The 13,100-nt window shown below is 69.1% G+C and carries 10 protein-coding genes and 1 pseudogene; 6 read left to right on the top strand and 5 right to left on the bottom strand.

Features of this window, described 5'->3' with window-relative positions; all coding sequences use genetic code 11:
- Positions 1 to 80 precede the first annotated feature (80 nt).
- Positions 81 to 722 (top strand): hypothetical protein, encoded by a 642-nt coding sequence (locus F9C12_RS33970; protein WP_409463118.1) that lies wholly within the window; start codon positions 81 to 83, stop codon positions 720 to 722.
- 463 nt (positions 723 to 1,185) lie between these two features.
- Here F9C12_RS33970 and F9C12_RS33965 read toward each other — a convergent pair whose 3' ends face one another.
- Both F9C12_RS33965 and F9C12_RS33960 read right to left on the bottom strand, forming a co-directional pair.
- The gene (locus F9C12_RS33965; RefSeq protein ID WP_409463117.1) at positions 1,186 to 2,505 is read right to left on the bottom strand and encodes a carboxylesterase/lipase family protein; all 1,320 of its coding nucleotides are present in this window, start codon (positions 2,503 to 2,505) and stop codon (positions 1,186 to 1,188) included.
- A 14-nt stretch (positions 2,506 to 2,519) separates the two neighbouring features.
- Positions 2,520 to 3,425 (bottom strand): MBL fold metallo-hydrolase, encoded by a 906-nt coding sequence (locus F9C12_RS33960; protein ID WP_409185835.1) that lies wholly within the window; start codon positions 3,423 to 3,425, stop codon positions 2,520 to 2,522.
- Positions 3,426 to 3,527: 102 nt separating this feature from the next.
- On the opposite strand from F9C12_RS33960, the gene F9C12_RS33955 reads away from it, so the two are divergent.
- Positions 3,528 to 4,397, top strand: coding sequence for a helix-turn-helix domain-containing protein (locus tag F9C12_RS33955; protein ID WP_409463116.1), 870 nt, complete (start codon positions 3,528 to 3,530; stop codon positions 4,395 to 4,397).
- A 24-nt stretch (positions 4,398 to 4,421) separates the two neighbouring features.
- On the opposite strand, the pseudogene add reads toward F9C12_RS33955, so the two are convergent.
- Both add and F9C12_RS33945 read right to left on the bottom strand, forming a co-directional pair.
- A pseudogene (gene add, locus F9C12_RS33950) lies at positions 4,422 to 5,442 on the bottom strand (adenosine deaminase).
- A gap of 138 nt (positions 5,443 to 5,580) precedes the next feature.
- A complete protein-coding gene (locus tag F9C12_RS33945; RefSeq protein WP_409185833.1) occupies positions 5,581 to 5,979 on the bottom strand; it encodes a hypothetical protein in 399 nt (132 codons plus the stop codon).
- A 934-nt stretch (positions 5,980 to 6,913) separates the two neighbouring features.
- Between F9C12_RS33945 and F9C12_RS33940 the strand changes: the two genes are divergently transcribed.
- The 4 genes from F9C12_RS33940 (at position 6,914) to F9C12_RS33925 (ending at position 10,838) form a co-directional block, all read left to right on the top strand.
- Positions 6,914 to 7,144: a DUF397 domain-containing protein gene (locus F9C12_RS33940; RefSeq protein WP_409463115.1), complete on the top strand. Its 231-nt coding sequence runs from the start codon at positions 6,914 to 6,916 to the stop codon at positions 7,142 to 7,144.
- A gap of 147 nt (positions 7,145 to 7,291) precedes the next feature.
- Entirely contained in the window at positions 7,292 to 8,194 is a 903-nt protein-coding gene (locus F9C12_RS33935; protein ID WP_409185831.1) for a Scr1 family TA system antitoxin-like transcriptional regulator, read from the top strand.
- A gap of 30 nt (positions 8,195 to 8,224) precedes the next feature.
- Positions 8,225 to 9,112 (top strand): SAM-dependent methyltransferase, encoded by an 888-nt coding sequence (locus tag F9C12_RS33930; protein WP_409463114.1) that lies wholly within the window; start codon positions 8,225 to 8,227, stop codon positions 9,110 to 9,112.
- A gap of 145 nt (positions 9,113 to 9,257) precedes the next feature.
- Positions 9,258 to 10,838, top strand: a complete 1,581-nt coding sequence (locus F9C12_RS33925) for a hypothetical protein (protein WP_409463113.1) — start codon at positions 9,258 to 9,260, stop codon at positions 10,836 to 10,838.
- Here F9C12_RS33925 and F9C12_RS33920 read toward each other — a convergent pair.
- Complete coding sequence (locus F9C12_RS33920) at positions 10,813 to 13,011, bottom strand: hypothetical protein (protein ID WP_409463112.1); 2,199 nt, start codon at positions 13,009 to 13,011, stop codon at positions 10,813 to 10,815. The two genes, F9C12_RS33925 and F9C12_RS33920, sit on opposite strands and share 26 nt — an antisense overlap.
- Between the last annotated feature and the right edge of the window lie 89 nt (positions 13,012 to 13,100).

Genomic DNA, 13,100 nt, shown 5'->3' with positions numbered 1-13,100 from the left:
GACGGAGCGGCAAGCGCTGGCGAGAAACCGCCATCACCCATGCTCGCGCGAAGGACCGGACAAGGTGCCGCGGTTGTGGGATGATCGAGTTCCATGACGACGCCACCACCTGTGTCCGCCGAGCCGCTGGGGTCCAGACAGTTGGCCGGGTCATGACCGGCGAGCGTGCGCAGCAGGTCGACATCGGACGGCTTCCCGCGGACGTCGTGGACCTCATCGACGCACTCAGTCCCGGCGAAAACCTCGTCCTCACCAGGGACGGCGACCCGGTCGCGACGATCTCCAACGCTGGTTCGCGGCCCGGGCACCCGCGGACGGAGTACGACGACGTGACGGTGGTCGCCACCGCGATGAAGCTCTCGGCCTCGGCCCGGATGTCGCTGTCTGCCGAACTCGGCCCCGACTATCTCGTGCTCGACCTGCACTCCGCGCCGGCCACCGCCGACGTGCTGCTCGTGCCGCCGGTCAGCCCGCAGCTGATCGGGAACCTGCGGGCGAAGTTCCCGAAGGCCCGGGTCGTGCTCGCCGAGGTCGAGGACGCGGAACTGGGCGTCAGCTACCACGGTCCGGTCCGGCGGCTGCTCGACGCCGGCGCGGAGACCTACCTGACCTCGGCGAACGTCCCGCACCTGGCGCGGCAGCTCGACCACGCCGTCACCCAGCGGCAGCAACTCGCCGCCGGAACTGCCGCGCCGTTGGAGATCGGTCCCGCGGATTCGTGATGTTCCAGCTCCCCCGTCTCTGCCGCACGGTTCGGTGCCGCCAGGCCAGGGCGGCGAGACCGAACCGAACCCGTCAGCCGGGTCGCGGAGACAGGTGCGGAAGCCGGGTTCGACATTGTCGTGCATCCGATAGCCGGATCCGCAGCGCGACGAACCCGATGACCTCTCGGGCCACGCGCAGACGTGCGTGTGCGCGTTCACCGACGACCCACCGATGATCACTCCGCGCCGCTGTCCGATCATCGTCGGGAGCACCTGCTGGGAGCAGCGGAAGGAACCGACGGTTCAGCGCCCAGCCACCCGTCGATCAGGACGGCGCCGCCGAGGTCGCGCGACGTGGTCCGGCGTCGGTGAGATTTCGCCGCCCCGCAGCGACTGGTCCCGGAAACAGCTCCGCACCGTTGTCGCGTACCGCATCCGAGATAGCGAATTCGCCGCCCCGCGGATTCCCCTGCCCCGACTTTCAACCGCCAAACCGACGTATCTCACGCCGCCGCTCGTCATATGCCACCCATCCCGGATTCCCCTCCTTCGCGAACGCGACCCACGCGCCATGCACCTCCGCGGCGAGACCGGCCGGAGCGGCGTCCGGGCCGAGCAGGCCGGTGTCGCCGTGCAGCCACGGTTCGTCCGCGACATCGAAGACGAACGGCAGCTCGACCGTATGCGCCGCACCGAGCCGTCCGTCCAAGGCAGTGGAGCGGTAGCCGAACGAATAGACATAAGTTCGGCTCGTTGATATCTCAGCGTGCGCCTGTGCCATCCGAGCGGTGCCAGCTCCGAACAGCAACTCGCCCAGCTGGTCGGCGGGACCGTCCGGTTTTCCCTGCGGCACCAGGTACAGCCGCCCCTCCTCGGTGTTCGTGCCGATCAGCAGGTCGACGTCGTTGACCAGGCTGTCCGCCGGCTGCACCGGCAGCACCAGGCTGAACGCGCTCAGCCCGGCAAGCGGGTCCGCGGCGGTGGCGGTACGCAAGTCCAGTCCGGCGAGGGCGGGCAAGATATCCAGAAACCGTTCGTCTGAGATCTCAGCGAACGCCGCTGGAGTCGCTTCAACACCCAGCGCGGCAGCCGCAGCGGTAGTGACCCGGCGCGCCTGCTCTGGAGTGAACGCACCCGTGCCGCTTCCACTTTGGACAATCGCGCGGCGGAACAGTCCCTGCGCTTCCGGAGTCGCGAGCAGCGCACCGGTGAGCGTGGCCCCGGCCGATTGCCCGAACACCGTGACGTTCCGCGGATCCCCGCCGAACGCGGCGATCGAGTCGCGCACCCAGCGGAGCGCGGCGATGACGTCGAGCAGCCCGCGATTGTCCGGAGCCCCTTCCAGAGCAAGGAAACCAGGAATGCCGAGCCGATAGTTCACCGTCACGAGCACGATGCCGTCGCGAGCGAAGGCGCTGCCGTCGTAAAGCGCGGCGCGGGTCGAACCGGTGACAAACCCGCCGCCGTGCACGAAGACCATGACCGGGCGGTTACCAGCGTCCGCGGCTGGCGTACGAACGTCGACCGTCAGATATTCCTCGCCGCGCACCCAGCCCGGACCGAAGTACGGAGTCAGGTCGAGGCGGCCGAAGTCGCGGACGGGCTGCGGAGCGGTCGGCGACGGCTGGGTACCGTCGCGGACTCCGGACCAGCCCGGATGCGGCTCGGGCCGAGCGAACCGGCCGGGACCGACCGGGGCCGCCGCGTAGGGAATGGCTCGGTAAAGCTCCCCCGCATCGTCAACAATGCCGCGCACCGCGCCCGCCGCGGTCTCGACAATCGGATTTTCCCGCTGAGACACCAGAATCACTTCCTTCAGGAGATCCGGGAGAACCCGGCCCACTTCTTGATCGCGAATTTCGCCCCGTCCCGCTCGACCTCCGCCGCTCCCGATCCGGGGAAGTGCGCGGGGAAGAGCAGCGCGTTGTCCTCCGCGGCCCGGCCGAGCAGGGTGCGCCGAGTCGCCCGCGCCTCGGCCGGGTCCTCGCAGAAACAGGAGTTGGTCTCCGGCTCCGCGATCTGCAGCGGGGTGTGCACCAGATCGCCGACGAACAGGGCCCGGTCGCCGCCGGATTCCAGCGTCAGCACGGACGAACCGGGGGTGTGCCCGGGAGCGAGGTCGAGGCGGAGATTCTTGTCGATCCGCCAGGTCCCGTCCCACAGCTGGACCTGCCCCGCCTCGCGCACCGGGGCGACGCTGTCCTCGAAGACGTTCTGGTTGCCGCGGCCGAGCACGGTCTCGTTCTCGTTGGCCGGGTCCCAGAACTCGAAGTCCCGCGCCGGCATCAGGTAGGTGGCGTTCGGAAAGGTCGGCACCCAGTCCCGGCCCTCGAGGCGGGTATTCCAGCCGACGTGATCGATATGCAAGTGGGTGTTGATCACGACGTCAACGTCCTCGGGTGAGATACCAGCGGCGGCGAGGTTCTCCAGGTAGCTGGTGTCGAGGCGGCTCCACACCGGCGCGTACGGCCGGTCCTTGTGGTTGCCGACGCCGGTGTCGACCAGGATCGTCCGGCCCTCGCTGCGCAGCAGCCAGGACTGGATCGCCGACTGGCATTCGCCGGTGTCCGGGTCCCAGAAATCGGGGGCCAGCCAGCCGCGGTGCTCGTCCCACGCGCCCGCCGGGCTGTCCGGGAAGAACTGGCCCGGACTCATCTCGACCGACCCGTAGAACTCCTTGACGCGGGTGACCGTGACGTCGCCCAGAATGATCTCGTCCATGCGACCGAGACTGGGCGGCCCGGGCGGCCGGGACCACTCCCGCGTTTTCCTACCCTGCGCAGGGAGTGGCAGTGATATCTCACGCGGTGGATAGTGGAATCCATGACCGCCGGCCCACTCGGAGACTTCCTGTACGCACGACGCGCCCGGCTGCGCCCCGAGGACGTCGGCCTGCCCGACGTCGGACCGCGCCGCCGGGTCGCCGGCCTCCGGAGGGAGGAGCTGGCGCACCTGGCCGGCGTCAGCGTCTCGTACTACACCCGGTTGGAGCAGGGCCTCTCGCGCGGCGCGTCAGCCGAGGTACTCGACGCGATCGCCCGCGCCCTGCGCCTGGACACCCACGAACGCGCCCACCTCGACCGCCTCGCCGACGCGGCCCGCCGCACTCCTCAGCCACGCCGTCCCCGCCCGGAGAAACTGGCCGACGAAACGCGCGACCTCCTCCGCGCGGTCGACGGCGTCCCCGCGCTGGTGCTCGGCCGCCGGACGGACGTGCTGGCGTGGAACCGCCTCGGCCACGCCCTGCTGGCCGGGCACCTGGACCTGGCCCAGCGCCCAAACCTGAGCCGGATGCTGTTTTTGGACCCGCACTGCCGCGAGCTGTACGCGGACTGGAAACGCAAGGCCCGCGCAGTGGTCGGCAACCTGCGCGTCGCCGTCGGGAAACACCCGGACGACCCGCTGCTGGCCGAGCTGATCGGCGAGCTGACCATGAAGAGCCCGGAGTTCGTCTCGCTGTGGCGGGACCACCGGGTCGGCCCCTGCGACGCCGATTCGTACGAACTGCGCCATCCGGTGGTCGGCCGCGTGACGGTGACGCAGCAGACGCTGTCGGTGGCTCGGTCGCCGGAGCAGGTGCTGATCGTGTGCACGACGCCGGCGGGGTCGGCTTCGGAAGAGGCCTTGAGCTTGCTTCGGCAGGTCAGCGAACAAGCGACGGACGCGGCCGAACCGGTGCGCACCGCGAGCTGAGCGATCCGCTCCCCGACCTGCGGATCAATCAGGCTCCCCGGCCCCGCTCACCAGGTCTATCTCGGCCGTCATCTGCGACTTGGCCGCCGCCCCGAGGAACGAAGCCTCCACCGCGTTCTTCGCCAGCTGAGCCACCTCCGCCGCCCGCAGGCCGAGCGCCGTGGCCACCGCAAGGTACTCGCCTTCGAGCGTCGCGCCGAACATCGGCGGGTCGTCGGTGTTGAGGGTGACGACCAGGCCGTGGTCGAGCATGCGCCGGACCGGGTGGGCGGCGATCGAGGGCGCCTGGCGGGTCCGGACGTTCGACGTCGGGCACACCTCGAGCGGGATCCGGTGTCCGGCGAGATATCTCAGCAGCTCCGGGTCCGCCGCGCAGCTCGTGCCGTGGCCGATGCGTTCCGCGCCGAGGTCGTGCACCGCCGACCAGATCGTCGCCGGCCCGCTCGTTTCGCCGGCGTGCGGGACGCTGTGCAGGCCCGCCTCGCGCGCGGCGGTGAAAAACGGCTCGAACTGTGCTCGGCCGACGCCGATTTCCGGGCCGCCGAGGCCGAAACTCACCAGTCCGTCCGGGCGTTCCCGCAGCGCGAACACCGCGGTCTCCCGTCCGGCTCGGACGCCGTTGTCCCCGGGAATGTCGAAGCACCAAGCCAATTCACGCCGTGCTCCGCCTTCGCGCCGGCGCGGCCTTCGACGAGCCCGGTGAGCAATTCGTCGCCCGGCATGCCGTCGAGGACGGCGTGACAGTCACTTCGGCGTAGCGGACGTTCTGGCGGGCGAGTTCAGCGGCGAGGCCGAGCACGAGCGTGCGGATGTCGTGGCGGTCTTTCAGCATCGATTGCACCGCCCGGTACACCGTGAGGAAATGCTCGAAATCGCGAAATGCGAAGAAATGTTCCAGCTCCGCGCGATCCGCGGGCACGACCGCTTCCGGATGGCGGCGGGCGAGAGCGAGAACTGTGTCCACGCCGGCGGAACCGACGAGGTGGACGTGCAATTCGGCTTTGGGCAGGGCGTGGATGAAGGCGCGCAGGCTTTCGCCGGGCATGAGGAAGCTCCCTGAGAGAGGAAGAGGTGTCGGAGAACGAAAAACGGGACGACGCAGGGAGCGAGGTCGGCTCCGTAGAGCGGCACCTGGAACTCCGGCACGGGATCCACTGCAACGGAGCGCCCGGAAGAGAAAAAGCTACCGGCGATGGCTGGGCCGGGCCTGGTTGAACAGCACCGCGCTGCAGATCAGCACCAGCCCGGCGACCGCGACCCCGACCACCGGGCTGATCAGCAGCGCCACGGCGCTGATCACGCTCGCGGCGAAAGTCACCTGCACACACCCCCACAACACCGGGGCCAGCCACGACAGCGTCTCGGACGCCGCGCACACCCACCGGCGCCGGGCGACCGGCTTGCGATGCCGTCCGGGGCCGCGGCGGGCGAAGACTTTCGTCGCGGCGGCCAGCATCTCCTCGCGGGTGGCGATGCGGCGACCGCCGCGCGCCGGGGCGACCGCCGCCCCGAATTCGACGCGTTCCACCCGTCCGGCGCGGTCGTCGTCTAGCGGGCCGGTGTTCTCCAGCGGTACAGTCATCCGGTCTGTTCCTTTGCCTAGAAGGGGATAGCAGACGTCCGCGTGGCCCCCTGTTCCAGCAGGGGGCCACACCTTTTTCTCCGGGCGCGTGACCCAGTTCCCATCTTGGTCACGAGTGCGCGCAGACCTCGATACCCACTGACGGTTGTCTCGCCAAGCGGCGCGCAGCCGTCGGTTAACGGCAAAGAGACACGACGAACTACGGTGCGCGAGACCAGTCCACCGGTTCAGCGCGGCAGTCGCGGTAACTTCGGCGAACACGAACTCCCCGGCCTAACTTCGGATCTCCGCCGGCGAACCGCGTTCCGACCTGCCTCTGCCTGCGTTAACAGCCGCGCCGCGGCATTGCACGCGAAGCCCTCGGCAGGGGCCGAAACGCTCGTCGAACCGGGAGACAGCGGCGATTCCTAGCGCATCGGGAACGCATTTTCATCACTCACAAGAGTGGTAGGATGCGGTTGCCGTCCAGCGCTCGCAGCAGAACTGCGACACCCCGCCACCGAGAGCCCTGACCAGTGATTTTCCCGCGAAAACCCGGACCGCCGGAGAACATTGGCATTCCGCCAACCCACCGCGAAGTTCCCCGCTCATCGCATCCGTCACGACATCTGCCGACTGGAATATGCATGGCTGACCGGCCTGGGCAGAATATTCTGACATGCCTGGCCGCGACGGCTTCCGGCGCCCCGGCCCCGGCTCCCCGGAAAGCCGCCGAGCAGCCCATAACCCGGTCCCGGCGGGCAAATCCCGGCCAGGAAAAGGACAGAGCCGGTATCCTCGATCACCGCGAGAAAAGTGTCCCGACGCCAAACAGGTGAACCTATCGGGCCATTTCGGCATGGCACAAGTCCTCGCCTTGCCTTCGGCATATTCCGTCCTCGATGCTGAGGTTGAATATTCCGGAAAAGGTCAACGGCTTGACAAGGACGAAACCATGAGTTCTTACGATCCGAACACCGTGGGTTCTTCGCTCGACGACGCCGCCTGGCAGCGTCCGTCGGCGTGCGGCGGCAACGGCGGAGACTGCGTCGAGATCAATCTCAGCGATCCCGACGTCGTCGCGCTGCGGGATTCCAAGATCGGCCGTTCGCCCGCGCTCGTCTTCGACAATCGGGAATGGGCGGCATTCGCCGGCGCGCTGCGCGAGGGGCAGTTCGACCGCTGAGCGCGCCGATCGCCCGCCCCGGTCCCCCATTCGGCACCCCGTCCGGGCTAGCCCGTCCGTCTTGGCCGCGCGTAATACGAGGGACTATCATGAATTCGTGCCCGGAAAAGGTGTCGTTTTCTCCCCCGATCGGACGGCTCGCGTCTCGTGAGCCGGCTTTCGGTCGAGGCCCAGCTTGTCGAACTGGGCAGAACTCTCGTCGCCGCCCGCGTCGAACGCGGGCTGACCCAGGGCGAACTCGGCGACGCCCTCGGCTACACGCAGCCGAACATCAGCAAGATGGAGCGCGGCAAGACCCGGATCCATCCGCATTTGCTCGACAAATGGATCGACGTGCTCGGGATCGATTCCGCCGAGGCGGAGCGGATGCGGCAGTACAACCAGGCCGCCCGCGCCGACCGGGTGTGGAACGCCCGCAGGCTCGCGGCCAGCCCGGCCTGGTTCCATCCGGTGTTCGAGGCCGAGCAGGAAGCCGCGATCGTCCTGAAGTGGACCGGCGAGCGCATCAGCGGGATGCTGCAGACCGAGGACTACATGATGGAGCAGTTCCAGGCCTACGGCCGCACGGACGTGACCGACGCCGTGCACGAGCGCAAGCTGCGGGCCAAGCTCCTCGACGACTACCCGGACCGGACGTACAAGTTCATCCTCAGCGAAAGCGCGGTCCACCGGCTGACGCGGGCGCGCACGGACAATCCGTACGTCGCGCTCGGCCAGGTCCGGCATCTGCTGAACCTCTCCCGGAACCATCCCGGGGCGACGATCCGGTTCGTTCCGTTCGACAAAGGCCCGTTGCACGTCGGCCCCGATTTCACCATTTTGCAATTCGCCAACAACAAGCTCGACCGTTCGTTCGCCGAAACGTCGAACGGCGTCCAGACGTTCATGAACGACACGGAAACCTACGACACCGATCTGCAATCGTGGGAATCCCTTTCGAGTGTCGCCCTTTCGGCGGAGGAATCGGCAATTCTGCTGGAAGAGGCCGAGGCGGATCTGCTCAGCACCCGTCCGCCCGCTCCCCGCAGGCCCGGAGAGACGCTACGCTGATCCCGCGCCGTCGACCACGAGGAGAAACTGGTGACTGGCCTGGAGCACGAGTCTTTTCCGCCGCCGGGGATCGATCTCAGCCATCCCAGCGTGGCCCGCGTCTACGATTATTACCTCGGCGGTACCGCTCATTGGGAAATCGACCGGCAGTTCGCCGGGCGCATGCTGCGCGATTATCCGATGGTGCGCCCGATCGCGCGGGCCAACCGCCGTTTTCTGCACCGGGCGGTCCGGCATCTGGTGCGCGCGGGAATCCGGCAGATCGTCGACCTCGGTTCCGGCCTCCCCACGATGGGGCACGCGCACGAAATCGCCGAGCAGATCGCGCCGGGCGAGGTGCGGGTCGCGTATGTCGACAGCGAACCGGTCGCCGTCGCGCATTCCACCAGCCTGCTGCGGGAAACCGGCGACCCCGCCCGGCAGGTCGCCCTGCACGCCGACCTGCGCGACCCGCGGCGGCTGTGGTCCCTGCTCGCCGGGTCCGGTGTCATCGACCTGGACCGGCCGATCGCGCTGCTGCTCGTCTGCGTCCTGCACATCCGGCAGCCGCCCGCGCCCGGCAGCGGAAGCACCGCCGACCTCGGGCCCAGTCTCACCGCCGAGTACCGCGATCTCCTGGCGCCCGGGTCGTACCTGGCGCTGTCCCACGTCACCCACGAGGGCGTCCCGCCGCACTGCGAGCAGCTGCTCGCCGACGCCAAGGAGCGGTACGCCGAGGCAGGCACCGACCTGATCTACCGCAGCCGGCGCGAGATCGCCGGCCTGTTCGGGGATTTCGCCCTGCTCGAGCCTGGTATCACCTGGACCCCGCTGTGGCATCCGGAGGCGGGCGGCCCGGACGACCAGACCTTCCCGCCGGAGAAGGCCAACGAGGCGCTGCTGCTCGCCGGGGTGGCGCGCAAGGAGCCGCGACACTGATCTTCCGACCACGGGCGGTGGTCGCGGGCGCTCCCGCGGCGGCCCGGCGCGGCAGGTAGGCTTCACCAGTGTTTCGCCAGGTGATGTGCCCAGTTTGATGGCCGATACCTACCCCCCCCCCGGACTTTTGTCACGGAGAGTGCCCGTGGATCCTGGGTTCGCCCACTGGTTGACCGTCGGTTTCGAGCGCCGGGTCCTGGTGGTTGTGCGGACCGTGACGACGCTCAACCGGTTGCTGGACGTGCTCACGCTCTTCGGCGGCGACCACCGCGTCCAGATCGTGTTCACCTTCGACCGGGAGCGTCCAGCCATCCTCGGGGCGGGGGTTCCCCGGCTGCTGGAGCGGCTGGGCGCCGCGGTGCTCCCGTGGCGGCAGGCGGTCGCCACCGAGTTCGACCTCGCGATCGCGGCCAGCGAGAACGACGATCTCCACCTGCTCCGCGCCCCGGTCGTCCTGCTGCCGCACGGGATCGGGCACCAGAAGTACTACCCCGGCAGTTCGGTCGTCGCCGGGCTCAATCCGGAACGGCTCGTGCACGACGGCGAGGTCGTCCCGGCGCTGATCGCGGTCGCGCACGCCGAGCAGCGCGACCAGCTGCGCGCGGCGAGCCCGGAGGCGGCGGAGCGGGCGGAGGTCGTCGGCGATCCGTGCCTCGACCGGCTCGTGGCCGGCGCGCACCGGGCGGACGAGTACCGCGCGGCGCTGGCCGGACGGGGCAAGCGGCTCGTGACGATCGCGTCCACCTGGGGTCCGTCCTCGGTGCTCGGACAGCGTCCCGACCTTCCGCTCCGGCTCGTCGCCGAGCTTCCGGTCGACACCACGACGGTGTGCGCGATCCTGCATCCGGGCATCGCGGCGGCGCACAGCTCGTGGCAGCTCGACGCGTGGCTCGCCGAGGCGAAACAGGCCGGGCTGCTGGTGATTCCGTCCGAAACCGGGTGGCAGACCGCGATTACCGCGTCCTCGTGCGTGATCGGTGATGAAAGTTCGGTGTCGCTCTATGCCGCGGCACTCGATCGGCCGATGCTGATGGCCGGGAGCCCTTCTCCGGCAACGGTTCCCGGCTCTCCCGCCGCGATGCTCGCCGCGCGCGCGGACTCGCTCGCCGACGACCGTCCGCTGGCCGCGCAGATCGACGACGCGATCGACCGGCACGTTCCGGGGAGCTACGAACCGATCGCCAAGCAGGCGGTCGCGGTCCCCGGGAAATCGGCTGAGCTGGTGCGCGCCGCGTGCTATCGCCTGATGAAGCTGCCGGAACCGAGTTCGCCCGCGGAATTCGCCAGCTACCCGGTCACCCCGTCCGACCGGACGGAACCTGCCGCGTTCGTCGCGGGCCTCCGCGCACACGGGTCGACGGAGGTGCTCGTCCGGCTGCCCGCGACCGAGGTGCCGCAGCGACTGCATCATCTGCACGTGCTCGCGCACCACACCCGTGCGTCGCTGCGCGAATTGTCGGCGGCGGCTGTCGTGTTCACCGACGACGCCGAGGTCGACTTCCCGGACTGGGCCGCCGCCGTCCTCAAGCAGTGGCCGGACGCGCGATTCGCCGCTGCCCGGCTCGAAAACCGTTGTCTTGCCGCGGATCGGAGCGGTCGCCGGTACGAACTGATCCCGGCGTCTCGCCAGGTCGATCCGCTCGCGGCGGTTTCGATGCTCTACTTAGGACTGTCCGAACTGGACTTCGGACGGCAGCGGGTCAGCGTAGCGATTCGAATTCAGTGAGATACTCGTTCGTCCGCGGGTGACCGAGCTTCCAGGCGTCGCCGGCCAGCTGTCCCCACGCCGTGCGAGCGGCCTCCAGCTGGCCTTCCTCGGCGAGGAGGCGCGCCTCGATTTCCCTGACCTCCCACTGGTATTGGTCCGCGCCGGTGGATTTCAGCTCGGCGCGGGCCCGGCTCCAGCACTCACGTGCGCGCCCCACGTCGCCGAGCGCGAGGAACGCCCGCGCGGCCACCATGTCCAACCGGCTGAGGTTGCGTCCGGTGGCGTGGCGGCGGCCGCTTTCGATCTCGGCCATCGCTTCCGCCGGACGTCCGGCCTTGATCAGCACCGAAGCGAGCATTCGATGGTGAATGCCGAGCGCGTAGCCGTGTTCGAGGTGCTGGTCGAGCGCGATGGCTTTCCGCAGCCAGCCCTCGGCTTCGACGAGCAGGCTGGCACGCTCGGCGGCTCCCGGAGCGAGAGTGTCGGCCCGTTCCTCGAAAAACCGCGCCCGGAATTCCGCCACTGACGCCTGCAACCGCTCCCGCCGCGCCGGTCGGAGGTGCACGACTTCGGCGATCTCCCACGCCTGCCGAAGATCGGCCTCGGCGGTGTCGAAAGCCCTTGCCAGGAACCAGGTTTTAGCCCGCATGGACAGCGTTCGCGCGTAGAGCGCCTGCGGCTCGCCGTCGGCAAGAGCTGCCGCCGCGCGCACCGCGAGGTCGCTGATCTCGGCGTACTCGCGCCACAGCCAGCGCGCGGTGATCAACACTTCCAGCGCGCCGGCGAGCTGGCACACCTCCACGTGCTTCCCCCGCCGAGCGGCCGCGCGCACCACCTCGGTAATCATGCCCAAATGCCGGTGCAGCCAGTCGATCCGGTTTTCCGCGAGTGTCCACGACAGACCGGGCGGCACCACGTACTCGCGCAACCGTCCGGCGTCGCCCGCGAGATCGGCGGCGACGGCTCGGTCCCGGACATGGCTCAACAGCCGGAGAAACGCCGCGTCGCGGTCTGCCGGAAGCTTTGCCGCGTACTGAGATACCAGTGCGGTGAGCCGGTGCCAGCCGCCGACCTGTTCGGTCAGCATCGCGCTGACGACCGCGTCGAAGACATCGTCCGGCATCCCGAGATAGGCGACCGCGGTTTCCCGGGTGAACCAGTGCCCGGGGAATCCGGCCAGCAACGCGACCGCTTCCGCGGTTTCCGGTGCCAGGGAAGAAAAAGTCTGGTCGAGCGAGTCCTTGACGACTCCCTCGGCGTCCACGATCCCGTTCGCCCGGTAATGCTCGAGGACTCCGTTGACCGGATACGGATCCCCGCTGTGCCGCGCGAGACTCAGGCCCACTTCGCGAATCGCGGACGGCATCCGGCCGGACATTTCCAGCAGCGCGTCGGCCGCTTCGGGTTCGGCATCGAGCCGGACCGCCCCGCAGTAGTGCGCGAGCATTTCCCGCGCGCCCTCGGGTTCGAGCCCGCCCAGCAGGATCGGCGAGGGGTCGAGCGCGTCCAGGTCCCGGGTGCGGACGGAAGAGGTGGCCAGCACGAGGTTCATCCGGAATGGCCGGAAGAGTTCGACTTCGCGGGCCGAAACGACGTTGTCGAGGATGACGGTGAACAGCCGGGTCGCCAGCACGGAGCCGAACTGCTGGTCCAGACCAGCGTCGTCGGTGGCGATCTCGCCGCCGGGAATGCCGAGCTTCAGCAGTGCCTGGCGTTTGACGAGCGCCAGATCGACGACCGCGCCCGTGCGCATTTCCGCGATGTCGATCTCGATCCAGCCGCCCGGGAACCGGTTGCGCAGGAGCCCGGCGATCTGCCGGGCAAGCTCGGTTTTCCCGGACCCGACCGGACCGTAAATGAGGCAAATCCCGGATTCGCGCGGCGCACGAAGGTGTTCGGCGTGATTGAAAAACGGCTCGACACCCTCCGCCGCCGGCGGCCGCCGCTCCGCCGCGTTCACCAGCGCGACGGCCTCCATCAGTTCGGCGCGGAACACCGGATCGTCCTGGCAAGCGGCCAGCACCTGTTCGCGAAGATCGGCCACGGTGCCCGGCCCGGAGCCGAATTTCGCCCCGAGCTTGGCCCTGGCGATGCCCGCCAGCCTCCCCAGCCCTTTGTCGACCCGCCCGACCAAGGCGGTGGCCAGCAGTTTTGCCGCCTCAGTGGAAAACACCGCAACCGCGTCGATCAAGCCCCACCCCTAGTTCCTCGTACGCGCGCAACCACGCTAGCAGTGCGACGGGTGCGCGTCACCCCACGTCACACCCGCGCGCCCGGCCC

The sequence above is a fragment of the Amycolatopsis sp. GA6-003 genome, from assembly GCF_046267895.1.
Lineage (GTDB): Bacteria > Actinomycetota > Actinomycetes > Mycobacteriales > Pseudonocardiaceae > Amycolatopsis.
The sequence above is the reverse complement of the archived record's forward strand: the minus strand, read 5'-3'. Positions and strand labels throughout refer to the sequence as shown.

Coding starts and splice junctions, on each gene's coding strand:
- F9C12_RS33955 (WP_409463116.1), top strand. CDS start 3,528: ATGACCGCCGGCCCACTCGGAGACTTCCTGTACGCACGACGCGCCCGG.
- F9C12_RS33970 (WP_409463118.1), top strand. CDS start 81: ATGATCGAGTTCCATGACGACGCCACCACCTGTGTCCGCCGAGCCGCT.
- F9C12_RS33960 (WP_409185835.1), bottom strand. CDS start 3,425: ATGGACGAGATCATTCTGGGCGACGTCACGGTCACCCGCGTCAAGGAG.
- F9C12_RS33945 (WP_409185833.1), bottom strand. CDS start 5,979: ATGACTGTACCGCTGGAGAACACCGGCCCGCTAGACGACGACCGCGCC.
- F9C12_RS33940 (WP_409463115.1), top strand. CDS start 6,914: ATGAGTTCTTACGATCCGAACACCGTGGGTTCTTCGCTCGACGACGCC.